The organism is Variovorax sp. PMC12 (genome assembly GCF_003019815.1).
In the GTDB taxonomy this organism is placed as follows: Bacteria; Pseudomonadota; Gammaproteobacteria; order Burkholderiales; family Burkholderiaceae_C; genus Variovorax.
Genome location: NZ_CP027773.1, coordinates 1,492,233 through 1,517,504, shown reverse-complemented (window position 1 = coordinate 1,517,504; position 25,272 = coordinate 1,492,233). Strand labels below are relative to the sequence as shown.

General features: G+C 68.9%; 25 protein-coding genes and 1 riboswitch. Of the genes, 17 read left to right on the top strand and 8 right to left on the bottom strand.

The window, feature by feature from the left end:
- The first annotated feature begins 31 nt into the window (after positions 1-31).
- A complete protein-coding gene (locus C4F17_RS07005; protein ID WP_106934741.1) occupies positions 32-547 on the top strand; it encodes a Signal transduction histidine kinase in 516 nt (171 codons plus the stop codon).
- A gap of 19 nt (positions 548-566) precedes the next feature.
- Here the strand turns inward: C4F17_RS07005 and C4F17_RS07000 are convergent, their stop codons facing one another.
- A complete protein-coding gene (locus C4F17_RS07000) occupies positions 567-881 on the bottom strand; it encodes a c-type cytochrome (RefSeq protein WP_081270865.1) in 315 nt (104 codons plus the stop codon).
- A gap of 106 nt (positions 882-987) precedes the next feature.
- Here C4F17_RS07000 and C4F17_RS06995 point away from each other — a divergent pair, with 106 nt between their 5' ends.
- A complete protein-coding gene (locus C4F17_RS06995) occupies positions 988-1,239 on the top strand; it encodes a TIGR04438 family Trp-rich protein (RefSeq protein WP_081270864.1) in 252 nt (83 codons plus the stop codon).
- Between the two features lie 43 nt (positions 1,240-1,282).
- Here C4F17_RS06995 and ilvD read toward each other — a convergent pair whose 3' ends face one another.
- On the bottom strand, positions 1,283-2,977 hold the full coding sequence (ilvD, locus tag C4F17_RS06990) for a dihydroxy-acid dehydratase (protein WP_081270863.1): 1,695 nt from the start codon (positions 2,975-2,977) through the stop codon (positions 1,283-1,285).
- A 101-nt stretch (positions 2,978-3,078) separates the two neighbouring features.
- Here ilvD and C4F17_RS06985 point away from each other — a divergent pair, with 101 nt between their 5' ends.
- The 7 genes from C4F17_RS06985 to C4F17_RS06955 all read left to right on the top strand — a co-directional run bounded on the left by C4F17_RS06985 (position 3,079) and on the right by C4F17_RS06955 (position 10,653).
- Entirely contained in the window at positions 3,079-4,023 is a 945-nt protein-coding gene (locus C4F17_RS06985) for a LysR family transcriptional regulator (RefSeq protein ID WP_106934740.1), read from the top strand.
- A gap of 75 nt (positions 4,024-4,098) precedes the next feature.
- On the top strand, positions 4,099-4,929 hold the full coding sequence (gene lgt / locus C4F17_RS06980) for a prolipoprotein diacylglyceryl transferase (RefSeq protein WP_106934739.1): 831 nt from the start codon (positions 4,099-4,101) through the stop codon (positions 4,927-4,929).
- A gap of 115 nt (positions 4,930-5,044) precedes the next feature.
- Complete coding sequence (locus C4F17_RS06975) at positions 5,045-5,713, top strand: GntR family transcriptional regulator (protein WP_081270860.1); 669 nt, start codon at positions 5,045-5,047, stop codon at positions 5,711-5,713.
- 28 nt (positions 5,714-5,741) lie between these two features.
- The gene (locus C4F17_RS06970; protein WP_106934738.1) at positions 5,742-7,208 is read left to right on the top strand and encodes a malonyl-CoA decarboxylase; all 1,467 of its coding nucleotides are present in this window, start codon (positions 5,742-5,744) and stop codon (positions 7,206-7,208) included.
- A 110-nt stretch (positions 7,209-7,318) separates the two neighbouring features.
- Complete coding sequence (locus tag C4F17_RS06965) at positions 7,319-8,305, top strand: Bug family tripartite tricarboxylate transporter substrate binding protein (protein WP_081270858.1); 987 nt, start codon at positions 7,319-7,321, stop codon at positions 8,303-8,305.
- Complete coding sequence (locus C4F17_RS06960; RefSeq protein ID WP_106934737.1) at positions 8,302-9,102, top strand: enoyl-CoA hydratase/isomerase family protein; 801 nt, start codon at positions 8,302-8,304, stop codon at positions 9,100-9,102. The genes C4F17_RS06965 and C4F17_RS06960 overlap by 4 nt, the downstream gene beginning before the upstream one ends.
- Positions 9,103-9,114: 12 nt before the next feature.
- The gene (locus tag C4F17_RS06955) at positions 9,115-10,653 is read left to right on the top strand and encodes a malonate--CoA ligase (protein WP_106934736.1); all 1,539 of its coding nucleotides are present in this window, start codon (positions 9,115-9,117) and stop codon (positions 10,651-10,653) included.
- 12 nt (positions 10,654-10,665) lie between these two features.
- Here the strand turns inward: C4F17_RS06955 and C4F17_RS06950 are convergent, their stop codons facing one another.
- Positions 10,666-11,730 (bottom strand): phenylacetaldoxime dehydratase family protein, encoded by a 1,065-nt coding sequence (locus C4F17_RS06950; RefSeq protein ID WP_106934735.1) that lies wholly within the window; start codon positions 11,728-11,730, stop codon positions 10,666-10,668.
- An 18-nt stretch (positions 11,731-11,748) separates the two neighbouring features.
- Positions 11,749-12,753 carry a carbon-nitrogen hydrolase family protein gene (locus tag C4F17_RS06945; protein WP_106934734.1) on the bottom strand — a complete coding sequence of 335 codons (1,005 nt, stop codon included), beginning with the start codon at positions 12,751-12,753 and terminating at the stop codon, positions 11,749-11,751.
- A gap of 190 nt (positions 12,754-12,943) precedes the next feature.
- On the opposite strand from C4F17_RS06945, the gene C4F17_RS06940 reads away from it, so the two are divergent.
- Positions 12,944-13,906: a helix-turn-helix domain-containing protein gene (locus tag C4F17_RS06940; RefSeq protein ID WP_106934733.1), complete on the top strand. Its 963-nt coding sequence runs from the start codon at positions 12,944-12,946 to the stop codon at positions 13,904-13,906.
- 31 nt (positions 13,907-13,937) lie between these two features.
- On the opposite strand, the gene C4F17_RS06935 is transcribed toward C4F17_RS06940, so the two are convergent.
- From C4F17_RS06935 to C4F17_RS06920, 4 genes are all read right to left on the bottom strand, one after another.
- Positions 13,938-14,759 carry a sulfite exporter TauE/SafE family protein gene (locus C4F17_RS06935; RefSeq protein ID WP_106937468.1) on the bottom strand — a complete coding sequence of 274 codons (822 nt, stop codon included), beginning with the start codon at positions 14,757-14,759 and terminating at the stop codon, positions 13,938-13,940.
- A 303-nt stretch (positions 14,760-15,062) separates the two neighbouring features.
- Positions 15,063-15,407, bottom strand: coding sequence for a cell division protein ZapA (locus tag C4F17_RS06930; RefSeq protein WP_106934732.1), 345 nt, complete (start codon positions 15,405-15,407; stop codon positions 15,063-15,065).
- The gene (locus tag C4F17_RS06925) at positions 15,404-15,628 is read right to left on the bottom strand and encodes a DUF904 domain-containing protein (protein ID WP_081270851.1); all 225 of its coding nucleotides are present in this window, start codon (positions 15,626-15,628) and stop codon (positions 15,404-15,406) included. The genes C4F17_RS06930 and C4F17_RS06925 overlap by 4 nt, the downstream gene beginning before the upstream one ends.
- A 98-nt stretch (positions 15,629-15,726) precedes the next feature.
- On the bottom strand, positions 15,727-17,442 hold the full coding sequence (locus C4F17_RS06920) for a ClcB-like voltage-gated chloride channel protein (RefSeq protein ID WP_106934731.1): 1,716 nt from the start codon (positions 17,440-17,442) through the stop codon (positions 15,727-15,729).
- Between the two features lie 53 nt (positions 17,443-17,495).
- A riboswitch (cobalamin riboswitch) is annotated at positions 17,496-17,759 on the top strand.
- Positions 17,760-17,857: 98 nt separating this feature from the next.
- On the opposite strand from C4F17_RS06920, the gene C4F17_RS06915 reads away from it, so the two are divergent.
- Genes C4F17_RS06915 through cobO form a run of 7 tightly spaced genes read left to right on the top strand, consistent with a single transcriptional unit; the run spans position 17,858 to position 25,019 of the window.
- Complete coding sequence (locus C4F17_RS06915; protein WP_106934730.1) at positions 17,858-19,774, top strand: TonB-dependent receptor domain-containing protein; 1,917 nt, start codon at positions 17,858-17,860, stop codon at positions 19,772-19,774.
- Positions 19,759-21,192, top strand: coding sequence for a cobyrinate a,c-diamide synthase (locus C4F17_RS06910; protein WP_106934729.1), 1,434 nt, complete (start codon positions 19,759-19,761; stop codon positions 21,190-21,192). The genes C4F17_RS06915 and C4F17_RS06910 overlap by 16 nt, the downstream gene beginning before the upstream one ends.
- The gene (locus tag C4F17_RS06905) at positions 21,161-21,760 is read left to right on the top strand and encodes a bifunctional adenosylcobinamide kinase/adenosylcobinamide-phosphate guanylyltransferase (protein ID WP_081266955.1); all 600 of its coding nucleotides are present in this window, start codon (positions 21,161-21,163) and stop codon (positions 21,758-21,760) included. The genes C4F17_RS06910 and C4F17_RS06905 overlap by 32 nt, the downstream gene beginning before the upstream one ends.
- Positions 21,757-22,632 (top strand): ABC transporter substrate-binding protein, encoded by an 876-nt coding sequence (locus tag C4F17_RS06900; protein ID WP_106934728.1) that lies wholly within the window; start codon positions 21,757-21,759, stop codon positions 22,630-22,632. Before C4F17_RS06905 ends, C4F17_RS06900 begins: the two co-directional genes overlap by 4 nt.
- A complete protein-coding gene (locus C4F17_RS06895) occupies positions 22,629-23,654 on the top strand; it encodes a FecCD family ABC transporter permease (protein WP_106934727.1) in 1,026 nt (341 codons plus the stop codon). Before C4F17_RS06900 ends, C4F17_RS06895 begins: the two co-directional genes overlap by 4 nt.
- The gene (locus C4F17_RS06890) at positions 23,651-24,427 is read left to right on the top strand and encodes an ABC transporter ATP-binding protein (RefSeq protein ID WP_106934726.1); all 777 of its coding nucleotides are present in this window, start codon (positions 23,651-23,653) and stop codon (positions 24,425-24,427) included. Before C4F17_RS06895 ends, C4F17_RS06890 begins: the two co-directional genes overlap by 4 nt.
- A 22-nt stretch (positions 24,428-24,449) precedes the next feature.
- Positions 24,450-25,019, top strand: coding sequence for a cob(I)yrinic acid a,c-diamide adenosyltransferase (cobO, locus tag C4F17_RS06885; RefSeq protein ID WP_106934725.1), 570 nt, complete (start codon positions 24,450-24,452; stop codon positions 25,017-25,019).
- Positions 25,020-25,272: the final 253 nt, after the last annotated feature.

The window sequence follows — 25,272 nt, the reverse complement described above, 5'->3', positions numbered from 1 at the left end:
GATGTGTTCGATCTTTCCGAAGGAGGCCCCCATGGGCGTGAGATCTGCTTTTCTTTTCGTCATCGTGCTGCTCATCGCGGCGCTCGCCGCGCTGAACTGGGGCACGCTGTCCGCGCCCACCGATGTTTGGCTGGGCTTCATGACCGTGTCGGCGCCGCTGGGGCTGATCATGCTGGGGCTGACCGTGGTGCTGGCGGCCTTCTTCCTCGTCTACGTGCTGTACCTGCACAGCTCGGTGTTGATCGACACCAAGCGCCACACCAAGGAAATGCAGGCCCAGCGCGATCTGGCCGACAAGGCCGAGGCTTCACGCTTCACCGAGCTGCGCAATTTCCTGGAGGCACAGGAGAACAAGCACATGGCGCAGAACGCCGATCGCCAGAGCGCGCTGCTCGCGCGCCTCGACCAGCTCGAAACCTCGGTGCGGCTGCGCTCCGACCAGACCGACAACACCGTGGCCGCGCACATCGGCCAGCTCGAAGACCGCATCGAGCGCCGGCCGCTGTCGCCTGTGGTGATGCCGGCCGACATCAATCCTCAGGGCTGAGGCGGCGGCGCCTGTAGCGTTACTTCGTCTGCAGCACCCAGGCCGCGAGCTTCTTGGCGTCGGCTTCGCTGACCTGGTTGTTGGCGGGCATCGGCACCGGCCCCCACACGCCGGAGCCGCCCTTCATGATCTTGCTCGCGAGCTTGTCGACCGCGCCCTTGTCGTCCTTGTACTTCGCGGCCACGTCCTTGAACGACGGCCCGAGCACCTTGCGCTCGACCGCGTGACAGCTCATGCAGTTCTTCGAGGTGGCCAGCGCCAGGTCGGCGAAGGCGGGCGCGGCGAGTACGCCCAGGCCGAGGCCCAGGGCTGCCGTCAACAAGACTCTTGTCATGGGATCTATTTCGTAAGGGCTGAGTTACATTCGGCTCAACGCGATTGTAGGTACCGCCGTGCACGGCGTCCCTCAGCGTTGCCAATACAACCCCGAGGGATTCGCAATGTGGTTTCTGGCATTGGGCCTGCTGGGCCTGGCCCTGAAGTATCTCGAAGTCGGCATGGTCGCCGGCTGGAGCTGGTGGATCGTGCTGTCGCCGTTTGCCATGGCCCTTGCATGGTGGGCATGGGCCGATTCGTCGGGCTATACCAAACGCAAGATCATGGAGCGGGAAGACAGGCGCAAGCAGGCGCGCATCGACCGCCAGAAGACCAACATGGGCATGCGGCCCACCAACAGCAACAAGCGCAGATGACGCATCCGAGGCCCGGCGCAGCCGGTGCCCCGGAGCTTCCGCTTCAGAACTTGTCCAGCACGGCGCCCGAACTGGCGCTCGACGCATTGAACGCGAACTTCGCCTGCACGCCGCGCGTGTAGCGCGGTGCCGGTGCCTTCCAGCCTTCGCGGCGCTTGGCGATCTCGGCTTCGGGCACGTTCAGTTCCAGCTTCAGTTCATGCGCGTCGATGGTGATCGAGTCGCCCTCGTTCACGAAGGCGATGGTGCCGCCCGCCGCCGCTTCCGGCGCGACGTGTCCCACCACCATGCCCCAGGTACCGCCGGAGAAGCGGCCGTCGGTGATCAGGCCCACGCTTTCGCCGAGGCCCGCGCCGATGAGTGCGCCGGTGGGTGCCAGCATCTCGGGCATGCCCGGGCCGCCCTTGGGGCCCAGGTAGCGCAGCACCATCACGTCGCCGGCCTTGATCTTGCCGTCCAGGATGGCCTTGAGCGCCGACTGCTCGTCGTCGAACACGCGCGCCGGGCCGGTGATGACGGGGTTCTTCAGGCCGGTGATCTTGGCCACGGCGCCTTCGGGCGACAGGTTGCCCTTCAGGATGGCCAAGTGGCCTTCGGCGTACATCGGCTTGTCGATCGGGCGGATCACGTCCTGGTCGGCGCGCGGCACGTCCGGCACGTCCTTCAGCACTTCCTCGATGGTCTGGCCGCTGATGGTGATGCAGTCGCCGTGCAGCAGGCCTGCCTTCAGCAGCACCTTCATCACTTGCGGAATGCCGCCGGCCTGGTGCAGGTCGACCGCCAGGTACTTGCCCGATGGCTTCAGGTCGCAGATGACCGGCACCTTCTTGCGCATGCGCTCGAAGTCGTCGATGGTCCATTCCACGCCGGCCGCGTGCGCGATGGCCAGGAAGTGCAGCACCGCGTTGGTCGAGCCGCCGGTGGCCATGATCACGGCCACCGCGTTCTCGATGGCCTTCTTGGTCACGATGTCGCGCGGCTTCAGGTCTTTCTTGATGGCCTCGATCAGCACCTTGGCCGATTCCTTGGCCGAGTTGGCCTTTTCGTCGTGCGGGTTGGCCATGGTCGACGAATAGGGCAGCGAGATGCCCAGCGCCTCGAACGCGCTCGACATGGTGTTGGCGGTGTACATGCCGCCGCACGAGCCGGTGCCGGGAATGGCGCGCTTCTCGATCTCGAGCAGGTCTTCGTCGCTCATGTTGCCGGCGGCGTTCTGGCCCACGGCCTCGAACACGCTCACGATGTTCAGGTCTTGCCCCTTGTAGCGGCCCGGCAGGATGGTGCCGCCGTAGACGTAGATGGCCGGCACGTTGGCGCGCAGCATGCCCATCAGGCCGCCGGGCATGTTCTTGTCGCAGCCGCCGACCACCAGCACGCCGTCCATCCACTGGCCGCCCACGCAGGTCTCGATGCAGTCGGAGATGACCTCGCGGCTCACCAGCGAGTACTTCATGCCTTCGGTGCCCATGGCCATGCCGTCGGAGATGGTGGGCGTGCCGAACACCTGCGCGTTGCCGCCGGCTTCCTCGATACCCGCGATGGCCGCGTCGGCCAGCTTCTGCAGGCCCGAGTTGCACGGCGTGATGGTGCTGTGGCCGTTGGCGACGCCGACCATCGGCTTCTTGAAGTCGCCTTCCTCGTAGCCCATGGCATAGAACATGGAACGGTTGGGCGCGCGGCTCTTGCCTTCGACGATGTTGGCGCTGCGGCGATTGATCTGGATCGGTTTGGTGTCCATGGTGTCTCTTCTGTCGTGGGGGAGATCGGGGAGCCCAAGTATCGGACTTCTGATTGATTGGTTCCAATCCGTTTTTTGCTGTCGATTGATATGCTTGGCATATGAAAGAAAGCCTGATCGACCTGCGGGCCTGGCGCCAGTTCGTGGCTGTGGCCGAAGAACTGCATTTCGGCCGCGCCGCGCTGCGCCTGCACATGACGCAGCCGCCGGTCACGCAGGCCATCGCCCAGCTCGAGAAGGCGCTGGGCGTGGTGCTGTTCGACCGCACCCGCAGGCGCGTGGCGCTCACCCCGGCCGGCGAGGCGCTGCTGCCCGACGTGCGCGAACTGCTGGCGCGAGCGCAGGCGCTTCCCGCGAGGGCGCGCGCCGCGGCGGCAGGGCAGGTGGGGCGCGTGCGCATCGCCTTCGTCTCGACCGTGGGCTTCGAGCAGTTGCCGGCCTGGGTGCGCGAATTTCGCGTGCTGTGCCCGGAGGTGGCGCTGGAGCTGGTCGAGGCCACCGGCGACGTGCAGCTCGAAGCCTTCGCGCGCGGCGAGATCGATGCCGGGCTGATGCTGCATTCGCCCGGCGCGGCGCCACCGGGGCTCGCGCGGCTGGTGGTGTCGCAGGAGCCGCTGGTGCTCGCGCTGCCCGAGCGGCACACGCTGGCAAGCGCGGCGAAGTTGCAGCTGGCGGAGGTGCTCACCGAGCCGCTGGTGATCTTTCCGCGCCGCATCGTGCCCTCGCTGCACGACTCCGTCTTCGACCTGTACCACGCAGCCGGCCGCTCGCCGCTGCTGGGGCAGGAAGCGATCCAGATGCAGACCATCGTCAACCTGGTGTCCGGCGGAATCGGCGTGGCGTGGGTGCCGGAGAGCGTCATGCAGTTTCGCCGGGCGGGCGTGGTGTACCGGCGTGCCGAAGAGTTCGCCCCGGCCGCACGGCATCGGAATGCGCCGGTGCTGCCCGCCTGCGAGACCAGCCTGGTGTGGCCCGAGGAGGCCGCCAACCCGGCGCTTGCGCGCTTCGTGGCGTTCGTGCGGGAGCGCGGCGCGGGGCCGGCCTGACGGACGCACGCGAGGCGGCTGGAGGCCGAATATCCCCGTCCCGGCCCCGACATCCGGCCGGGGCACAATCTGCGGATGCTCATGTATCCGCAGATCAATCCCATCGCCCTGCAACTGGGGCCGGTGGCCATCCACTGGTACGGCCTGACCTACCTGGCCGCCTTCGCGCTGTTCTATTTTCTCGGCACGCGCCGGCTGCGCCATGAACCGTACCGGTCGCTGGTGGGTGCTGGCGCTTGGCAGCGCAAGGACATCGAGGACATACTTTTCCTTGGCGTGATGGGCGTCATCGTCGGCGGGCGGCTCGGCTACTGCCTGTTCTACAAGCCCGAGTTCTACCTCACGCATCCGCTCGAAATTCTGTACGTGTGGCAGGGCGGCATGAGCTTCCATGGCGGCCTGCTTGGCGTGATCGGCGCGATGGTGTGGTTCTCGCACTCGCGTGCGCGGCCGTTCTGGCAGGTGATGGACTTCGTTGCGCCCTGCGTGCCGACCGGCCTTGCCGCCGGGCGCGTGGGCAACTTCATCAACGGCGAACTCTGGGGCCGCTTCAGCAGCCCCGACCTGCCCTGGGGCATGGTGTTTCCGCAGAGCGGCTCGATGCTGCCGCGCCACCCGTCGCAGGTCTACCAGTTCCTGCTCGAAGGGCTGCTGCTGTTCGCGATCATGTGGATCTATGCACGCAAGGAGCGCAAGCAGGGGCAGGTGGCCGCGGTGTTCCTGATCGGCTACGGCGCGCTGCGTTTCATTGCCGAGTATTTCCGCGAGCCCGACGACTTCCTGGGCCTGCGGGCGCTCAATCTGAGCCAGGGCCAATGGCTCAGCGTGCCGATGGTCATCGCCGGCATCGCGCTCTGGTTCTGGTTCGGCCGCAGCGGCAAGACCGCGGCTGCCGCACGCGCTTGATCCGGAAGTTCGCAGGGTAAGTCCCAGCCCGCGCAGCGGGTTCGCCGCCTTGCGCCGGCTGGCGTGCAAGCTCAGAATTACGCGTAATTACAGGAAATTACGCGGCCACGATCCCATGCGCCTGGTCCCCAACTCCCTGCACGACGAAGTCGCCGCCACGCTGCGCGAGCAGATCTTCGACGGCACGCTGGCGCCCGGCAGCTTCGTGGACGAGGCCGCGCTGTGCGAGCGGCTTTCCATCTCGCGCACGCCGCTGCGCGAGGCGCTCAAGGTGCTCACCGCCGAAGGCCTGCTGCGGCACGAGCCGCGCCGCGGCTGCTTCGTGCGAGAGGTGACCGAGCGCGACCTCGACGAGATATTCCCGGTCATCGCGCTGCTCGAAGGCCGCTGCGCCTACGAGGCCGCCCGCAACGCGAGCGATGCCGAACTGCACGAACTCGATGCGCTGCACGAACGGCTGGTGCGCCATGCCAAGGCGCGCCGCATCAACGACTACTACGCCACCAACCACATCATCCATGAGGCGATCATCAAGCTCGCCGACAACAAGTGGCTGGCCCAGGTCATAGGCGACCTGCGCAAGATACTGAAGCTCGCGCGCCTGCAGCAGCTGCATGCGCCCGGCCGGCTGGAGCAGAGCCTGTCGGAGCACCTGGCCGTTTTCGCGGCACTGAAGGCACGCGACAGCGAAGGCGCCGACGCCGCCATGCGCACCCACATGCTGCGCCAGCGCGAGGCGCTGCGCGAAGTGATGCGCCATCAGAAATCCAGGGTGATGTCATGAGCATCCCCTCGAGCATTGGAGTCCCCCGATGAGTGCGACCGAATGGTTCCAGGCCCGGCTGCGGTCCGGTGAAGGCTCGAAGGTGCCGGTGGCGCCGGAGAGCACGGTAAAGAATGCGTCCAGGAGCGCCCCCAAGCCCAGCGCGCGCTCCACCGCCGAGCGTCTGCAGGTCACGCTGCGCAAGGCCGACGAGGCCCTGTCGCCGCGTGCCCTGCGCCGCGTGCTGGCCGAGCTGCAGGCGGTGATCGATCCGCGCGTGAGCGAGGTCGAGGGCGGGCGCCGCGCGCACGCCATCGCGGACGCCTACCGCGCCGCCACTGCCGAGGAGCGCCGCGACTACTGGGCGCTGATGAGCGAGCACTTCGCCGCCGACGCGCAAAAGCTCAAGGCCGCCCGCGACCAGCACCAGGCCGCGGTCGGCACCCCCGACGAAGGCCAGGCCGAACTGCGCCTGCGCCGCGCGCTGGTGTCGCCGCGCATGCGCCTGCTGCAGCGCTTCGCGGTCGAGCCCGAGGGCATGCGCTTCCTGGTCGACCTGCGTGCCGACCTGCTGCCGTGCCTGAAGGCCGACAAGCGCCTGATCGCGCTCGACGCGGAGCTGGAGCACCTGTTCTCCACCTGGTTCGACGTGGCCTTCCTCGAGCTGCGCCGCATCGACTGGGACTCGCCGGCCTCGCTGATCGAGAAGCTCATCCGCTACGAGGCAGTGCACGACATCAAGAGCTGGTCCGACGTGAAGAACCGGCTCGACGACAGCGACCGTCGCTGCTACGGCTTCTTCCATCCGCGCCTGCCCAACGAGCCGCTGATCTTCGTCGAGGTGGCGCTGGTCGACCGCATCAGCGACGGCATCACGCCGCTGCTCGACGAAGCCGCCGCGCCGGTGCTGCCGGCCAAGGCCACCACCGCCATCTTCTATTCGATCAGCAACACGCAGAACGGCCTGCGCGGCGTGAGCTTCGGCGACTCGCTCATCAAGCGCGTGGTCGAGACCCTGCAGGACGAGCTGCCTCGCCTGAAGACCTTCGCCACGCTGTCGCCGATTCCGGGCTTTCGCACCTGGCTTGCGAAGAACGCGGCCGAACTGCTGCCGCGGCTGGACGAAAAGCGCGAAGCCGAGCTCGGCCGGCTCGTCGGTTCGATGCCGCCCACCGCGGAGCGCCTGCTCGCCGCCGTGGATGCGGCCGCCGGCCTGGAGCCCAAGTCGCCGCTGCGCCAATGGCTCATGCAGGCCGCCGCCGAATACCTGGGCCGGGCGCTGGTCGACGGCACGCCGGCCGATCCGGTGGCGCGCTTCCATTTGGGCAATGGCGCGCGCGTCGAACGCCTGAACTGGGCGGGCGACCCGTCGCCCAAGGGACACAAGCAGTCGTACGGCCTGATGGTCAATTACCTGTACGACCTCAAGCGGCTTGACAAACATCGCACCTGGCTGGCGGACGGCAAGGTGGCAGTGTCGGGAGACATCGAAAGCCTGTTCTTCAAAAAAGGCTGAGGTCCGAAAAAGAGCGCAACAGCGAGCAAGCAAGCAAGTGCCAGTGCCGGCGCAAGACACGCCGGCGGCCGCATGGGGCGGCGAATCCACAACGACAGGAGACGAGACAAATGAATTCGAACTTCCAACGCCGCGACGTCCTGCGCGTGGCCGCCGCCGGTGCGGCCATGCTTTGCGGCGCGGCGCGCGCCCAGCAGAACTGGCCGGGCAAGCCGGTGACGCTGGTCGTGCCGTTCCCGGCGGGCGGCGGCACCGACGCGTTCGCGCGGCCGCTGTCGGGCCAGTTCTCGCGGCTGACGAACCAGTCGCTCATCATCGACAACCGCGGCGGCGCGGGCGGCACGCTGGGGGCCAGCATCGCGTCGAAGGCACCCGCGGATGGCTACTCGCTCTTCATGGGCGCGGTCCACCATGCAATCGCGCCTTCCGTCTACCCCAAGCTCGACTACGACATCGAGAAAGACTTCGTCCCGCTGATGCTGCTGGCCAATGTGCCGCAGGTGGTGGTGGTCAACCCGAAGCGGGTGCAGGCCACGAGCATCAAGGAGCTCATCGCGCTGGCCAAGCGCAGCCCCGGGCAGCTCAACTACGGCTCGGCCGGCGCGGGCACCTCGCACCACCTGGCGGGCGAGCTGTTCAAGCTGCAGACCGGCACCTTCATCACCCACATTCCGTACCGCGGCGCCGGCCCGGCGCTGGCCGACCTGATCTCCGGCAACGTCGACCTGATGTTCGACGGCCTTGGCTCCTCGGCCCAGTACATCAAGAGCGGCCGCATCAAGGCGCTGATGGTGGCCGGCAGCAAGCGCAACCCGGCATTTCCCGACGTACCATGTGCGGCCGAAGTCGGCCTGCCCGACTACACCGTCACCACCTGGTACGGCCTGTGGGCTCCCCGGCGCACCCCGGCCGAGGTGCAGCCGCAGATCATCGATGAAATGAAGAAAGTGCTCGCAAGCGACGACATCAAGAACATCTGGGCCCAGAACGGCTCGGAGATCCCGACCATCACCGGCGCCGCCTACGGCAGCTTCGTGAATTCAGAAATCAAGCGATGGGCGACGGTGGTCAAGGCCTCGGGCGCGAAGATCGAATGAGCATTGGCGAGCAGCGGGGCAGCCAGGTCTCGTTGCGCCGCGACGGCGCAGTCGCTTTCGTCATGCTCTCGAACGCGGGGCGGCTCAATGCAATGACGCGCGCCATGTGGCGCACGCTGCGCGCCGTGTTCGACGACCTGCGCGACAGCAGCGAAAGCGACGGCCACCTGCGCTGCGTCGTGGTGCAAGGGGAGGGCGGTGCCTTCTGCGCGGGCGGCGACATTTCCGAGTACCCGTCGTTCCGCTTCGAAGAGCCGAGCCTGCGCGAGTTCCACGAGAACGAGGTGTGGGCCGCGCTGCAGGCGATGCTCGACTGCCCGCTGCCGCTGGTCGCGCAGATCGAAGGCGCCTGCATGGGCGCGGGCATCGAGATCGCGAGCTGCTGCGACATCCGGCTGGCCGGCGATTCCGCGAAGTTCGGCGCGCCCATTGCGAAGCTCGGCTTTCCGATGGCGCCGCGCGAGGCCGCGCTGGTGCACGGCGCCATCGGCGACGTGCTCGCGCGCGACATGCTGCTGGCCGCCGGCGTGCACGGCGCCCGGCGGCTGTACGACGCGGGCTTTCTGCTGAGCGTGCTGCCAGACAACGAAGTGGCCGCCGCCGCGCGCGACCATGCCACGCGCATCGCCGCGCTCGCGCCGCAGGCGGCGCGCCTGCACAAGAAGACCTTTTCCGCGCTGCGCGCCGGTGCGCCCTCGGCCCACGGCCTGCTGGCCACCGCCTACGACTATGCCGACTCCGCCGAACACCGCGAAGGCATCGACGCCTTCCTTGCCAAGCGCAAACCGAATTTCTGAAGTACCTGCCCGATGAAGAAGCCTGCCAACGCCAACCTGTTCGCCGCCTTGCGCGCGGCCTTTCCCGCCGACCTCGACGCCATTGCCGTGGAGACCGACGACGGCCTGTTCTATTCGTGGCGCGACCTCGATCGCGCCAGCGCCATGATCGCCAACCTGCTCGATGCACTGAAGCTCGAGAAGGGCGCGCGCATCGCCGTGCAGGTCGAGAAGTCGGTCGAGGCGATGCTGCTGTACCTCGCCACCTTGCGCGCGGGCTACGTGTTCCTGCCGCTGAACACCGCCTACCAGAGCGCCGAGATCGAATACTTCATCGGTAACGCCGAGCCCGCCGTGGTGGTGTGCACCAGCCGCAACGCGCCGTGGGTCGGCCCCATCGCCAACGCGGCGGGCACGAAGCACGTCTTCACGCTGGACGACGACCGCACCGGCACGCTGCTCGAAGTGGCGGCGCAATGCAGCGACCGGCACACGCCGGCGCACCGCAAGGCCGACGACATGGCCGCCATCCTCTACACCAGCGGCACCACCGGGCGCAGCAAGGGCGCGATGCTGTCGCACGGCAACCTGCTGTCGAACGCCGAGGTGCTGAAGGACTACTGGGGCTGGACCGAAGCCGACGTGCTGATCCACGCGCTGCCCATCTTCCATGTGCACGGCCTGTTCGTGGCGCTGCACGGCGCGCTGCTCAACGGCAGCAAGATGCTGTGGTTCTCCAGGTTCGAACCCAAGCGCGTCGTGCAGAAGCTGCCCGAGGCCACGGTGTTCATGGGCGTGCCCACGCTGTACGTGCGGCTGCTGGCGGAGCCGGGCCTCACGCGAGAGGCGGTGCGCAACATGCGGCTGTTCATCGCCGGCTCCGCGCCGCTCCTCATCGAGACCTTCGAGGAGTGGCGCGAGCGCACCGGCCACACCATCCTGGAGCGCTACGGCATGAGCGAGACCGCCATGCTCACCTCCAACCCCTACAGGCCCGAGCAGGGCGAGCGCCGCGGCGGCACCGTCGGCTTCGCGCTGCCTGGCGTGCAACTGCGCGTGCGCGACGACAGCGGCCGTGATTGCACCACCGACGAGATCGGCAACATCGAGGTCAGCGGGCCCAACGTGTTCTCGGGCTACTGGCGCATGCCCGAGAAGACGAAGGAGGAGTTCACCGCCGACGGTTTCTTCAAGACCGGCGACGTGGGCAAGATCGACGGCCTGGGCTACATCACCATCGTCGGGCGCAGCAAGGACTTGATCATCAGCGGCGGCTACAACGTGTACCCGGCCGAGATCGAGGGCTACATCAACGAGATGGCCGGCGTGGCCGAGAGCGCGGTGGTCGGCGTGCCGCACCCCGACTTCGGCGAGGTGGGCGTGGCCATCGTCATTCCCAAGGCCGGCGCCGCGCTCGACGCCGAAGCCATCGTGGCCGACCTCAAGTCGAAGCTCGCGAACTTCAAGATCCCCAAGCGCTGCTTCGTGGTGCCGGAGCTGCCGCGCAACACCATGGGCAAGGTGCAGAAGGCGCTGCTGCGCGCGGAGCACAAGGCGCTGTTCGCGAGCTGACCGCAGGTCGTCTCATGCCGCGGGCGCGAGCCCATTCATCAGCCCGCTGCGCGCGTGGCAGTTGATGTACTCGTAGCTCTGCTCGTCGGCCTTCAGCACCGACACCTCGTGGTACACGCGCAGCTGCAGCTGGAAGTTCAGCGCCTGCACGTAGCGCATGAAGCTGCCGAAGATCGCGACGTGCGTCGGGTGCGACTCGGCCCAGCGCTCCATGTCGGCCAGCGAGTGCCAGTAGCTCAGGCCGAAGGACTTCTGCAGCGGCTTGCCGTGCGTGTCGAGGTGGTGCATGTAGCGGTTGCTGTAGCAGCCGATGCCCAGGCCCTGGTCGCGCAGGAAGTCCATGCCTTCGCGCAGCACGGGCTCCATTTCCTGCAGGTAGAGCGTGCGTTCCTGGCCGCTGGTGTCGGTCCACTCCTGGCCGGAGCGGATCATCGCGATGTTCTCGTGGCCGGCGATGCGCACGCGCTGCCCCGGCACCGGCGCGCCGGCGATCACCGCGCGCGTGCCTGACGGCGCCATGGCGTCGGTCTGCGAGAGCGGGATCCGGTCGCGCATCGATCCCCAGTAGCCGTGCTCCTGCAGCTCGCCGCTGACGCCGCCCATCACCACGCCCACGCCCTCCATGCGGTCGGGCGTGTTGAACATGGTCTCGAAGTGCTGCACGCGTGGCGACGCGATCTCGCGGAAGTAGCCGAGGCCTTCCGTGAGCCGCTCGTCGGCGCGCCACCATGCGTCGACAGCGGGCGTGGCGCACCAGCGCCTGAACGCATCGGGGTCGCGCCAGTAGGCGATGGCGATCATGTTGTCGAAGCCGTCGGCATCGACGTGGTGCGTGAGGTCGTGGTGGCCCGGCCCGTCGGGCAGGGCGAAGTCGCGCGCGATCTTCATCAGCGCGGCGCAGGCGTGGCCCTGCATGTCCGCGCCGCGCGACTGCACGCCGAAGTACCCCATGACCACCTGCGTGGTCGATACGGGCGCGCGGGCCGACCACACGGGGTAGGGTGGAGCGTAGTCGTCCTCCACGCGGCGGTGGCGCGTGCGGGGGCACTTCAGGTGTTCGGCGATGGCGGATTCCACGGCTCGGCTCCTTCGGTGTCAGGCCACGACCGGCTCGGCCGCGCTGCCCTCGGGCTCGGGCGTGAGCTGCACCACCATGGGCTCGCGGCGCGTCTTGTTCAGCAGCAGCTGCGTGACGTCGGGGCGCGAGTAGTGCCCGCTGGGGTCCGCCGCGGCCTTGGCGAGCGAGATCATGCCGAGGTCGATGTCGGCGACGACCAGGCCTTCCTCGTCCTCCGCCAGCGGCGTGCCCAGCGGTGAACCGTCGGGCGCGTAGATGCGCGCGTGGCCGCCGCCCACGCCCAGCATCTGCTGCTTGCCGGCGTCGGTGCACATCAGCTCGCTCATGGCCTTGGAAACGGTGGCGCAGGGCGCGATCACGAAGCAGCCGCCCTCGACCGCATACACCTGGCTCGCTGCGTTGTTGACTTCCTGCCCCAGTGCGTAGGCCGCGCTGCGATAGAGCGAGAAGCTGGGCCAGGCAGCGCAGTGGATCTGCTCGTTCTGCGCATACATGGCGTACTTGCTGAGCGGCTGCAGATGCTCCCAGCAGCACAGCGAGCCGATGTTGCCGATGGGCGTTTCCACCACGTGCAGGTCGGCGCCGTCGCCTTCGCCGAACACGGTGCGCTCCACGTGCGTGGGCTTGAGCTTGCGGCGCGTCTGCACGGTGTTGCCCTGGTCGTCGATCAGCGCCTGCGCGATGTAGAGGCTGCCCGCCGACTTCTCGCTGAAGCCGAAGGACAGCCAGATCTTGTGCTTGCGCGCCGCGGCGTTCAGCCGCTCGAACTCGGCGGAGCCGATGACCAGGGAGTTGTCGTGGTAGCGCTGCACGAACTGCATGCCCCATGCCGGCGAGTCGAGCCATATCCACCATGGGTAGCCGGGGATCCAGGTCTCGGGAAAGGCGATGAGCTGCACGCCCTGCTTCGCGGCCTGCGCCATCAGGTCGATGGTCTTGTCGATGGTGGCGTCGAGGTCGAGGAACACGGGCGCGGCCTGAACGGCGGCGACGCGCAGCTTGGGGTGGACGGTGGTCGGCATGGTGGATCTCCAGGTGCTATGAAAGTAACGAACCGCAGGCCGCGCGCACCGGGTTTGCGCTGTGGCATGCGGGTTGCTTGAAGCGTAAATTCGCGCCGCCGGAACGGCTTGACCAGGATTGGCCGCGTTCTTGTTCCAGCGTTGCATGCACCAGTCCGCGCCGTTCGCGGGCTTTCCGAGGAACCCCCCGATGACCCAGTTGATCAGCACCGACGCCGTCTCGCGCAACCAGCGGCTCGCCTACTGGACCGACATGATCTGCAACGTCTACGTGCAGCTCGGCTGCGACCCGGTGCACGAGGGCGACACGGGCGATTTCGAGGGCAGCATCCGCCAGCACACGCTGCCGGGCCTCGACGTGTCGGTGGTCACCTCAGCGCCGCAGAAGGTGATGCGCACGCCGGGCCACATCTCGAGATCGAGCGACGACTACTTCCTCGTGAGCATCCAGGCGCGCGGCCACGGCGTGGTGCGCCAGGACGGTCGCGACGCCGTGCTGTCGGCCGGCGACTTCGCGCTGTACGACAGCACGCGGCCCTACCAGCTGCTGTTCGACGAGGCCTTCGAGCAGATCGTGCTGAAGCTGCCCGGCGAGCGCCTGCGCAGCGAACTGCGCGACACCGAGGCGCTGACGGCCACCACGGTGTCAGGCCGCGAAGGCGCGGGGCACCTGCTGCTGGGCATGATCCGCACGCTGCGGGAGGACATCGACACGCTGCAGCCCGCCTCGGCGCTGGCCGTGGCCCACGGGGTGCAGAACATCCTGGTGGCGGGGCTGCAGACATTGCCGGCGGCGCGCGCGCCGGCGCTCAGCAATCTCACGGCGTACCACCTGGCGCGCGTGAAAAGGCGCATCGACGAGCAGCTCGCCGATCCGTCGCTGTCGGTGGGTACGCTGGCAGCGGAGCTGGGCATGTCGGTGAGCCACATCCACCGCGTGTTCAAGAGCGAACCGCTCACGCCGTCGCAGTACATCTGGGAGCGCCGGCTCGAGGCCTGCAGCCGCGACCTCCTGGAGCCGCGCCTGGCGGGCCGCCCGGTGGGGGAGATCGCCTACGGGCGGGGCTTCAACGACGCGGCCCATTTCAGCCGTGCCTTCAGGGAGCGCTTCGGGTGCTCGCCGCGCGAGTGGCGGCAGCGGGTGCAGCAGTAGCCGGAGCTGCCGGACCGGCAGCTCGCCGTCTTCAGCCGTGCAGGCCCTTCCAGAGCATGTAGGCCGCCAGCAGGTACAGGATGCTCGCGAACACGCGCTTGAGCTTCTTCACCGGCAGGCTGTGCGCGGCCTTGGCGCCCAGCGGCGCGGTGAGCACGCTGCACGCCGCGATCACCGCGAGCGCCGGCAGCCAGATGTAGCCGAAGGAGCCGGCCGGCAGGCCGTCGACGGATTGGCCGCTGACCACGTAGCCCGCCACGTTGGCCACCGCGATCGGAAAGCCCAGCGCCGCGCTCGTGGCCACGGCGTTGTGGATGGCGATGTTGCACCACGTCATGAACGGCACGCTGATGAAGCCGCCGCCCGCGCCCACCAGGCCCGAGATGAAGCCGATGGCGCCGCCCGCCGCGAGCTGGCCGCCCGTGCCCGGCATCTGCCGCGTGGGCTTGGGTTTCTTGTCGAGGAACATCTGCGTGGCCGAGAAGCCCACGAACAGCGCGAAGACGATGGCGAGCGCCGTGCCCTTGAGCAGCGCGAACACGCCCAGGCTGCCCACGAGGCTGCCGATGACGATGCCGGGCGCGAGCCGCTTCACGATGTCCCAGCGCACCGCGCCGCGCTTGTGGTGCGCACGCACGCTCGACACCGAGGTGAAGATGATGGTGGCCATGGAGGTTGCGATGGCCATCTTCACCGCCAGGTCGGCCGGCACGCCGCGGTGGCCCATGATGATCGTGATGAACGGCACCATCATCATGCCGCCCCCGATGCCCAGCAGGCCCGCGAGAAAGCCGGTACCGAGGCCGAGTGCCGCGAGTTCGGCGATGAGCAGGGGGTCGAGCAGGGCGGTGATGTTCACGGTGGCGCAGGGAAGGGAAAGTGCTTCTGCAAAAAGCAGCGGCCCCGTGCAACTGGTGCAGGGGGCCGCGGCGGGAAAAGGTGTCTGCAGATGATGTGCCGGACCCGCATCCTGAACCAGGGTTCAGGTGGGCGAGGGCAGCAAGACTTCGGGTTCATCTGACGCGAGATGATCACGCCCGTCTAGCGATGTACCAAGCCCGGCTCCGGAGAGCATTGGAACAAGGAAATATTAAGCCCGACACGTCTGCAGACAGTTCGGATTTTACGCCTCCCTGCCTGTGTCCGACGAATTCATTCAGAGCAAATGTCCATCGCCGGCAAGGGCTTGATCGAGTCTCTGAATGAGCTGCGCGGCCTTCGGGTCTTTTTCCGCCGTATCGGGGGCGGTGCCTGCTGCCTCGGCGGGAGGTACTGCCGCGGGCGCGGCGGCGGCAGTGGCCTGCTGCGCGGCCAGGTCGAAGGCCAGGTTCAGCGAGGCCAGCACCGCGATGCGGTCGCGGGCCTTGACTTTTCCCGCATCGCGGATCTTGCACATGGCAGCGTCCACGCGTTCGACGGCTTCGCGCAGCTGCGCTTCGCCGCCGTCGGGGCAGCCGAGCAGATAGCTCTGGCCCATGATCTGTACTTCAATCTGCTTCATGCGGAGGGGTCTTGGGGAGGTGGTTCAGCCGGCAGCCGTTCGAGCAGCGCGTCGAGGCGCGTGCGGGCCGCGGCGAGCCGCGACTTCAGTGCGTCGCGTTCGCGCGTGAGCGCATCGACCTGTTCCTGCAGCAACTCATTGGTGCGCTGCACCTCTTCGTGACGCACGAGCAGGCGTTCGACACGCTCGGCGATCTGGTCGATGGGGCTGGATGCGGGCATGGTTGGCGATTGTAGTTTCCCTGGGAGGGGCCCTTCGCCGTGCTCGGGCGAGGGGGCGTGCAGGCATGGATTCTGCGGCCTTCCACCGGCGTTTCAAACTACTCGCTCAGCCGCACATAGGTGGCGAGCAGCGCGCTCTTGGCCGCCACGCCCAGCAGCACCGGGTCGGCCGCGCTCTCGATCACCGGCAGTCGCTCGCCACGGTGCTCCAGGAAGCGCTGCAGCGCTTCGCCCAGGCCGGTGTCGGCGGTGATCGGCAGGATCGCCTGCGAGAGCAGGGCGCCGGCCGTGGTTTCGGCCGGCGCTGCGCCCAGCGCGGCCAGCGGCACCACGCCCAGGTAGCGCCCGCCGGCATCGACCACGTACAGGTACTTCACCGGGTGCTGCAGGAAGAGCCTGCTCATCGCCTCGCGGTCCGCCTCGGGGCCGACCACGGTCTCGGCCGGCTGCACCAGGTCGCGCACGTGCAGCCCGCGCAGGCGCAGTTGCGCGTCGCGCTGCTCGTTGCGGCGCAGCGTGATCTCGTACATGGAGCCGGCATTGGCCGAGCGCGCGATGAAGTACGCGATGACGCTCGCGGCCATCAGCGGCAGCATGACCTGATAGCTCAGCGTCATCTCGAAGATCATCAATATCGCCATCAGCGGCGCCTGCGTAGCTCCCGCCAGGAAGGCGCCCATGCCGACGATGGCATAGGCGAAAGGCGCGGAGCTGGAAGCCGGCCACAGCGCCTGCACCGCCAGCCCGAACAGCGCACCGATCATGCAGCCGAAGAACAGCGCCGGCGTGAACACGCCGCCCACGGCGCCCGAGCCGGCGGTGGCCATGGTCGCGGCCGCCTTGGCGACCAGCACCATCGCGATCAGCGTCCAGGGCCACGGCGTGTGCAGCACCGCGTTGACCACGCTGTAGCCGTTGCCCCAGACCTCGGGCATCGGTACGGAAATGGCGCCCATCAGCAGCCCGCCCAGCGCCAGCCGCCACGGCAGCGCGAGCGGCAGCCTGGCGAACAGCGCGCGGCTGCCCTGCAGCGCACGCAGGAACCCGACGGACGCAAAGCCCAGCAGCACGCCGAGCACGCAGAACAGCACCACCTCCGCGCCGTGGATCTCGGGGAACGCCGGCATCTTGTAAGGCGGCTGATAGCCCGGCAGCGCGCGCATCGCGACGTTCGCCACCACCGACGCGATGATGATCGGCCCCACGCTTTCCATCGCGATCGAGCCCAGCACGATTTCGGCGACGAAGAAGGCGCCCGCGATGGGCGCGTTGTAGGCGGCCGTGAGGCCGGCGGCGGCGCCGCAGGCCACCAGCAGCCGCAGCCGTTCCGCCGGAAAGCGCAGCAGCCGCCCCAGTTGCGAGGCGGCCAGCGCCGCGAGCTGCACCATCGAGCCTTCGCGCCCTATGGAGCCGCCGGTGCCGATGCTCACCAGCGACGACGCGCTGCGCACCAGCGTCTGCGCGACTGGAATGCGTCCGTCGCCAAGCACGATCGCTTCCATGTAGTCGGAGGTGGCGCTTCGCTCCGCCACGCGCTTGGCAAGCACCAGCAGCAGGCCCGCCACCAGCCCGCCGAGCGTGGGGCAGGCCACGCGCGCCCACCACGGCAGGTGCCTGGCCATGGCCACCAGCCCTTCCCCGGGGCCCAGCACCAGATGCTCGAAGCCGTAGAGCGCCGCGCGGAAAAGTTCGGTCGCCAGCGTGCCGAGCAGGCCCGCGGCAATGGACCAGAGCAGCATCGACTGCCAGCCCGAAACGCCGAAAAGCCGCTGCAGCGCGGAACGAATATTCAGGAAAACCGAGGCCGGGCGCATCGCTGCGATGTTAGCGGTGCGCAACTTTCGGCTTAAATCGTGTCGGACAGGGCCTAAAATCCCGCCCGTTGGTGCCTGCGGCGTGGTTCACGCGCCGCGGTTCAACGGGAAGCAGGAGTGAAGGTCCCCCGAACGCCCTCGAGCGCGTACCGGGCCGGGCCCAAGCCGCCTGCGCTGCCCCCGCAACGGTCAAGCAGACGACGCCGCAAGGCGTCACCCCTCTCCACTCAGCCACTGGGCACCCTGAAACAGGTGCCTGGGAAGGCGGCGAGGGGCGTTCTGCCAGCCCGGATACCGGCCAACAAGGCGGCTGCCGCATGCACGGAAAAAAAGAATCCGTGCGCGAGGCAGCCATTGCGCCCAGGTGCCGGCGGGGAAGCCGGCACGGGGCATTGACGTTCGTTCGGCACATTTCATGATTTCCCACGCTTCCGTTTTCCGTGGCCGCGCTCCTGCGCGCCGTCTCCGCTTCGCCTGCCTGCCGCTGGCGCTGGCATCCGCCTTCGGCGGCCTGGCCCATGCGCAACAGGCGCCCACCCTCGGCGAGACGGTGGTCACGGCCAACCGCACGCCGCAGGCGCTGTCTGACCTGGTGGGCGACGTGTCGATCATCGACCGCCAGACCATCGAGCGCAGCGGCGCCACCGGCGTGGCCGACGTGCTGGCGCGCCTGCCCGGCATCGAGATCTCGCGCACCGGCGGCATCGGCAACACGACGAGCCTGTACATCCGCGGCGCGGAAACGCGCTTCACGGCCGTCTACCTCGACGGCGTGCGCATCGACTCGCAATCGACCGGCGGCGCCGGCTGGGAAGGCATCCCGCTGTCGCAGATCGACCGCATCGAAGTGCTGCGCGGCCCGGCCGCCGCGGTGTACGGCTCGGACGCCATCGGCGGCGTGATCCAGCTCTTCACCAAGCGCGGCGAGGAGGGCGTCTCGCCCTACGCGGGCATCGGCTTCGGCAGCTACGGCCTGCGCAGGATCGAAGGCGGCGTGAGCGGGAAGTCGGGCCTGTTCGACTACTCCTTCGGTGTCGAGCATGAAGAAAGCAAGGGCTACAACGTGCAGCCGGTCGACAAGCGCAATGTGGTCAAGGACGGCTTCACCAGCCCCGACCGCGACGGCTACAACAGCACCTCGGGCAACGTGAAGCTGGGCTTCCAGATCACGCCCGACCAGCGCATCGACGCCACGCTGCTCGCGAGCGACATCAAGGCCGGCTACGACGCCACCGTGTCGTACAGGACCAAGCTGCCGTTCCTGTTCGCCAACGACATCTCCAGCAACACGCTGCGCACCGCCGGCCTCACCTGGTCGGCCAAGTGGAACGACGTCTACAGCACCCGCGTGCAGATCACCGATTCGCAGTCGGTCTACAAGACGCAGCCTTCGTTCTACCGCACCGAAACCCACCTGCGCGGCTACCTGTTCCAGAACGAATTCCGCTTCGGCCCACACCTGGTGACGGCCACCCTGGAACGCCGCGAAGACGCGCTCGACAACGCGCCCACCACCAGCTCGAAGCTGCTGTCGCGCGACCGCGCGCAGGACGCGCTGTCGCTGGGCTACGGCTTCGTGCAGGGCCCGCACTCGCTGCAGCTGCATGTGCGCCACGACCGCGACAGCGAATTCGGCGGCAAGACCACCGGCAGCGCCGCCTACGGCTATGCCATCACGCCGTCGCTGCGCTTCACGGCCTCGGCCGGCACCGCCTTCCGCGTGCCCACGCTCTACCAGCGCTTCAGCGAATACGGCCTGGCCACGCTGCAACCCGAATCCAGCCGCAACGTCGAACTGGGCCTGCAGTACACCGAAGGCGCCTCGCACGCCGGCATCGTGGTCTACAACAACCAGGTGCGCAACCTGATCAGCTTCGACGGCACCGCCAAGGGCTGCGCCTCCTCCTTCGGCTGCTACAGGAACACGGCGCGCGCCCGCTACCAGGGCGTCACGCTGTCGGGCGGCCACCGCATCGGCGACGTCACGCTGCGCACCTCGCTCGACTTCCAGGACCCGCGCGACCTCGGCACGCACAACCTTTTGGCTCGCCGTGCGCAGCGCCACGCCACCTTCGGTGCCGACTGGCGCGTCGCCGGCTGGACGCTGGGCGCCGAGGTGCAGACCTCGAGCCGCCGCTACGACGACGCCGCCAACAGCGTCAAGCTCGGCGGCTACACCGTGCTGAACCTGTCGGCCAGCAGGCAGCTCACGCGCGACCTGAACCTGATCGCGCGGGTCGACAATGTGGGCAACAAGGACTACCAGTACGCACGCCTGTACGCCACCGCCGGCCGCACCGCGTACGTCGGTCTCAAGTGGACGCCGCAATAAGCAACCCCTCGCAAGCAAGCGACACCGCCGGTGCCGCGGCGGCCGCCTGCGCCGCGGTGCTGGTGGCCGCGCCGGCCTCGGGGCAGGGCAAGACCACGGTCGCGGCCGCGCTCGCGCGGCTGCACACGCGGCAGGGCCGGCGGGTGCGGGCCTTCAAGTGCGGGCCCGACTTCCTCGACCCGCTCTGGCTCGCGCTGGCCACCGGCGCGCCGGTGCATTCGCTCGACCTCTGGATGACCGGCGAAGCCGACTGCCGCGAGCGCCTGCGTGCGGCGGCGGCCGACTGCGACCTGCTGATCGTCGAAGGCGTGATGGGCCTGTTCGACGGCACGCCGAGCGCGGCCGACCTGGCCGTGCGCTTCGGCCTGCCGGTGCTGGCCGTGATCGATGCGCATGCCATGGCCGGCACCTTCGGGGCGCTGGCCTACGGCCTGCAGAACTTCCGGCCCGGCCTGCCGTGGGCCGGCGTGCTGGCCAACCGCGTGGGCAGCGAGCGCCATGCCGGCATGCTGAAAGACGCGCTGCGCGAGCCTTCTCAATGGCTCGGCGCCTTGCCGCGCGACGCGGACTTCACGCTGCCGGAGCGGCACCTGGGGCTGGTGGTGGCGGACGAACTGGGCAACGCGATGGCGCGCCTCGACGCCGTGGCCGACGTGCTGGCCGGCACGCCGCTGGGGCAGATGGACATCGCGCAACTGCCGCAGGTGCGCTTCGATGCCGCACCGCATGTCGCGAACATGCAGCCGCTGCTGGCCGGCCGCACCATCGCCATCGCACGCGATGCCGCCTTCTCTTTCATCTACCCCGCGAACCTCGACGTGCTCACCGCACTGGGGGCGCGCCTTTCCTTCTTCTCGCCGCTCGCGGGCGACGCCTTGCCCGCTTGCGATGCGGTCTGGCTGCCCGGCGGCTACCCGGAGCTGCACGCCGAGGCGCTGTCGCGCTGCGAACCGATGCGCGCCGCGCTGGCGGCCCATGTGGCGGCCGGCAAGCCCGTATGGGCCGAGTGCGGCGGCATGATGGCGCTGTTCGAAGAGCTGGCCACGCATGAAGGCGCGGAGGCCGGCAACGTGCATCGCCTGTGGGGCCTGCTGCCCGGCAGGGTGACCATGCAGAAGCGGCTGGCCGGCCTCGGCCCGCAGCAGTTGCAGCTCGGCAGCCACGCCTTGCGCGGCCACACTTTCCACTATTCGCGCTGCGAGACACCGCTCGCGCCCGTCGCGCGCACCGCCCGGCCCGGCACGACCCAGGCCGTGGGCGCGCAGGGCGGCGAGGCGCTCTACGTGCACGGCCCTGTGCGCGCCAGCTATTTCCATGCGTGGTTCGCTTCCAGCCCCGAAGCCACCGCGCGACTTTTCGGCGCCATGCCCACCGAGTTGCAAAGCCATGCCCACCATGATCAAGCCCGCGACTGTTGAGCACGAGTTCATCCTCGGCGGCCAGAAGAGCGGCAAGTCGCGCCGCGCCGAGCAGCGCGCCGCCGACTGGCTCGCCGCTGAGCCGCGCACCCGCCGTGCCGTGATGATCGCCACCGCGCAGGCGTACGACGACGAGATGCAGGAGCGCATCGTGCGCCACCAGGCCGACCGTGCCGAGCGCGTGCCCGGCATGCGCACCATCGAGGAACCGATCGAACTCGCGCGTGCCGTGGTCACGCAGAGCACGCCCGACACGCTGGTGGTCGTCGACTGCCTCACGCTCTGGCTCACCAACCTGCTGATGCCGATGCCCGCCGAAGATGCCCGCCCTCCCACGCGCACGCCGTCCACGCACATGGGCATGCTCATGGTCGCGTTGCGCGAAGCGCGCGGCCCGGTGGTGCTGGTGGGCAACGAGATCGGCCTCGGCGTGATTCCGCTGGGCCGCGAGACGCGCGCATTCGTCGATGCGCTGGGCCGCCTGAACCAGGACGTGGCCGCCGCCTGCCACCGCGTGACGCTCATGGCGGCCGGCCTGCCGCTGAGCCTGAAGGTCCCCGCCGCATGAGCGCGAAAAAGATCCGGATTACGCTGGCCGCATGCGGCCTGGCGCTGTTCGCGCTGGCGGCGCACGCACTCGACGTGGTCGACGAGCGCGGCGTGACCGTGAGCCTGCGCGAGCCGCCGCGGCGCATCGTCACGCTGCTGCCTTCGCTCACCGAATCGGTCTGCGCGCTCGGCGCCTGCGACCGGCTGGTGGGCATCGACCGCTATTCCAATTCGCCCGAGCAGGTGAAGGCGCTGCCGCAAGTCGGCGGCGGGCTCGACCCGAACGTGGAGGCCATCGTCGCGCTCAAGCCCGACGCGGTGCTGCTCGCCAAGTCGTCGCGCGTCACCCAGCGGCTCGAGGCGCTGGGCGTGAAGGTGCTGGTGCTCGAGCCCAAGAGCCATGCCGACGTGCGGCGCGTGCTCGACAAGCTCGACCAGGTGCTGGGCACGCACGAGGCCCCCAGGGTCTGGCGCGTGATCGACGCCAGCGTGTCGGCCGCCGCGCAGTCGCTGCCCGCGAGCGCGAAAGGCCTGCGCGTGTACTTCGAAGTGAACAGCGCGCCCTACGCGGCGGGCGAGTCGTCGTTCATCGGCGAAACGCTCACCCGGCTCGGCGCGAAGAACATCGTGCCGGCTTCGCTCGGCCCGTTTCCCAAGCTCAACCCCGAATACGTGGTGCGCGCCAATCCCGACCTCATCATGGTCAGCGTGCGCAGCGCGCAGGGGCTGGAGCAGCGCCCCGGGTGGGCCGGCATCCGCGCGGTGCGCGAAGGCCGCATCTGCCGCTTCAGCGCCGAGCAGTCCGACGTGCTGGTGCGGCCCGGCCCGCGCATGGACGAGGCCGCGCGCCTCATGGCGCAGTGCCTGGGCGACAAGGGCGGCCGTCGGTGAACGCGGCGGTCAGGCACACGGCGCACCTGCGGCGGGTTCTGCTGCTGGGCTTCGGCCTGCTGGTGCTGGGCGCGGGGGCGATGCTGCTGGGCCTGGGCATCGGCAGCACCGGCTTCGAGAGCCTGCTGTCGGCACGGCACGACCCGGTGGCGCTGCAGATCGTGTGGGACATCCGCCTGCCGCGCACGCTCGGCGCCTGGCTGGCCGGCGCCTTGCTCGGGCTGGCGGGCGCGGTGGCGCAGGGGCTGTTCCGCAATCCGCTGGCCGACCCGTACCTGCTGGGCAGCGCCTCGGGTGCATCGCTGGGCGTGGCGCTGGCGCTGCTGATGTTCGGCGGTTCGGCCGCCAGCACGCAATGGGTGATGCGGCTCGGGCTGACGGGCGCGGCCTTCATCGGCGCGGTGGTGGCGGTGATGCTCACGCTGCTGCTCGCGCGCGGCGTGCAGCAGACGCTGCGGCTGCTGCTCGCGGGCGTGATCGTCGGCGTGGTGCTCGGCGCCGCCAAAGATCTCATCACCATCGCTTCGGCCGACATTCTCCAGGCCATCCAGGGCTTCATCCTCGGCAGCACCGGGCTGGTCGGCTGGAGCGCCTGCGCGGTGATGGCGATGGTCGGCGCGGTGTGCCTGCTGCTCGGCTGGGCGCTGGCGCCAGTGCTCGACGGGCTGGCGCTGGGCGAGGCCACGGCGCGCAGCCTGGGCCTGCCGCTGGGCGCGATGCGCGCGGCGCTGGTGGTTGTGCTCGCGCTGGCGACAGGCGCGGCCGTGGCTCAGACCGGGCTGATCGCCTTCGTCGGCCTGGCGGCGCCGCACCTGGTGCGCTCGATGGTGAAAACCACGCATGCGCGGCTCATCCTGTTGTCGGCGCTGATGGGCGGCTTGCTGCTGATGTCGGCCGACCTGCTGGCGCGCTGGCTGATCGCGCCGCAGGAACTGCCGGTGGGCGTGCTCACGGCGGTGCTGGGCGGCAGCTACCTGCTCTGGCTGATGCACCGGCGCAGCGCCCGCGGGGGCGTGGCATGAACAACGCACCGGCGCTCGAAGCGCGCCGCCTGAGCGCCACCCTCGGCGCCGCCGAGGTGCTGCACGGCATCGACCTGGCGCTCGCGTCCGGCCGCTGGACCAGCATCGTCGGGCCGAACGGCGCGGGCAAGTCGACCTTGCTCAAGGCGCTGGCGGGGCTGCTCGCGCACCGTGGCGAGGTGCGGCTGTTCGGCGAGCCGCAGGCGAAGATTCCGGCGCGCCTGCGGGCTCAGCGCTTGTCTTGGCTCGGCCAGAGCGGCACGGGCGAGGGCAGCGCCGACGACCTGATGGTCTACGACATCGCCATGCTCGGCCGGCTGCCGCACCAGCGCTGGCTGGCAGCGCCCAGCGCGGCCGACCGAGACGCGGTGGAGCGCGCGCTGCGCACCACCCAGGCCTGGGACTGGCGCGACCGCCCGCTTGGCCAGCTCTCCGGCGGCGAGCGCCAGCGCGTGCTGCTGGCGCGTGCGCTCGCGGTCGAGGCCGATCTGCTGCTGATGGACGAGCCGCTCGCCAACCTCGACCCGCCGCACCAGGCCGACTGGATGCAGACCGTGCGCGCCCTCGTCGCCCAGGGCAAGACCGTGGTCAGCGTGCTGCACGAATTGCCGATGGCGCTGGCCGCCGACGAACTGGTGGTGATGAACCACGGCCGCGTGGTGCACCACGGCACCTGCGGCGACCCGGCCACCCATGCGGCGCTGGAAAAGGTGTTCGACCAACGCATTCGCGTGCACCGCGTCGCGGACCAGTGGATCGCGCTGCCGCAGTAACCCACACACGAACCGAAGAATCATGCAGATCGAAACACCCCCCAGCGAGAAGCCTTACGAGAAACCCGAGGGCGAGCGCCGAGGCATCGTCATCGTCAACACCGGCGACGGCAAGGGCAAGAGCACGGCGGCCTTCGGCCTCGCGTTGCGTGCACATGGCCGTGGCAAGGCGGTGAAGATCTACCAGTTCATGAAGGTGCCGAGTGCCCGATTCGGCGAGCACCGGATGTTCGAGGAGATCGGCATTCCGATCGAGGGGCTGGGCGACGGTTTCAGCTGGAAGAGCCAGGACCTGGAGCGCTCGGGCCAGCTTGCGCGCGACGGCTGGGAGAAGGCGAAGGCGGCGATCATGTCGGGCGAGTTTTTTCTCGTGGTGCTGGACGAGATCACGTATCCGCTGATCTACGGCTGGCTGCCGCTCGAGGGCGTGCTCGAGACTTTGCGTGACCGGCCCAGGCATGTGCACGTGGCGCTGACGGGGCGCCGTTGTCCGCCGGAGATCATCGAGTTGGCCGATACGGTGACCGAGATGACTCTGGTGAAGCACGCTTTCAAGGCCGGGATTCCTGCGCAGCGTGGGATCGAGGACTGACGTGGGGCGCGCTCACGCCGACGGGGTACCTTGCTCCGCGAATGTCCCCCGGCCTTCGGCCTCCTCCTTTATTTCGCTGCGCAAGGCACCCCGCCAGCGTGAGCGTTCAGGGCACTTGTTGATCGGCCAGCACGAGAGCGGCGCTCGATGTGCACAGGGCGCCGGGTGCTCCCCGCAGCGAAATAAAGGAGGAGGCGAAGCCGGGGGACATTCGCGGAGGGGAGTACCCGGTGGCCTGTGCACCCACCCCGAA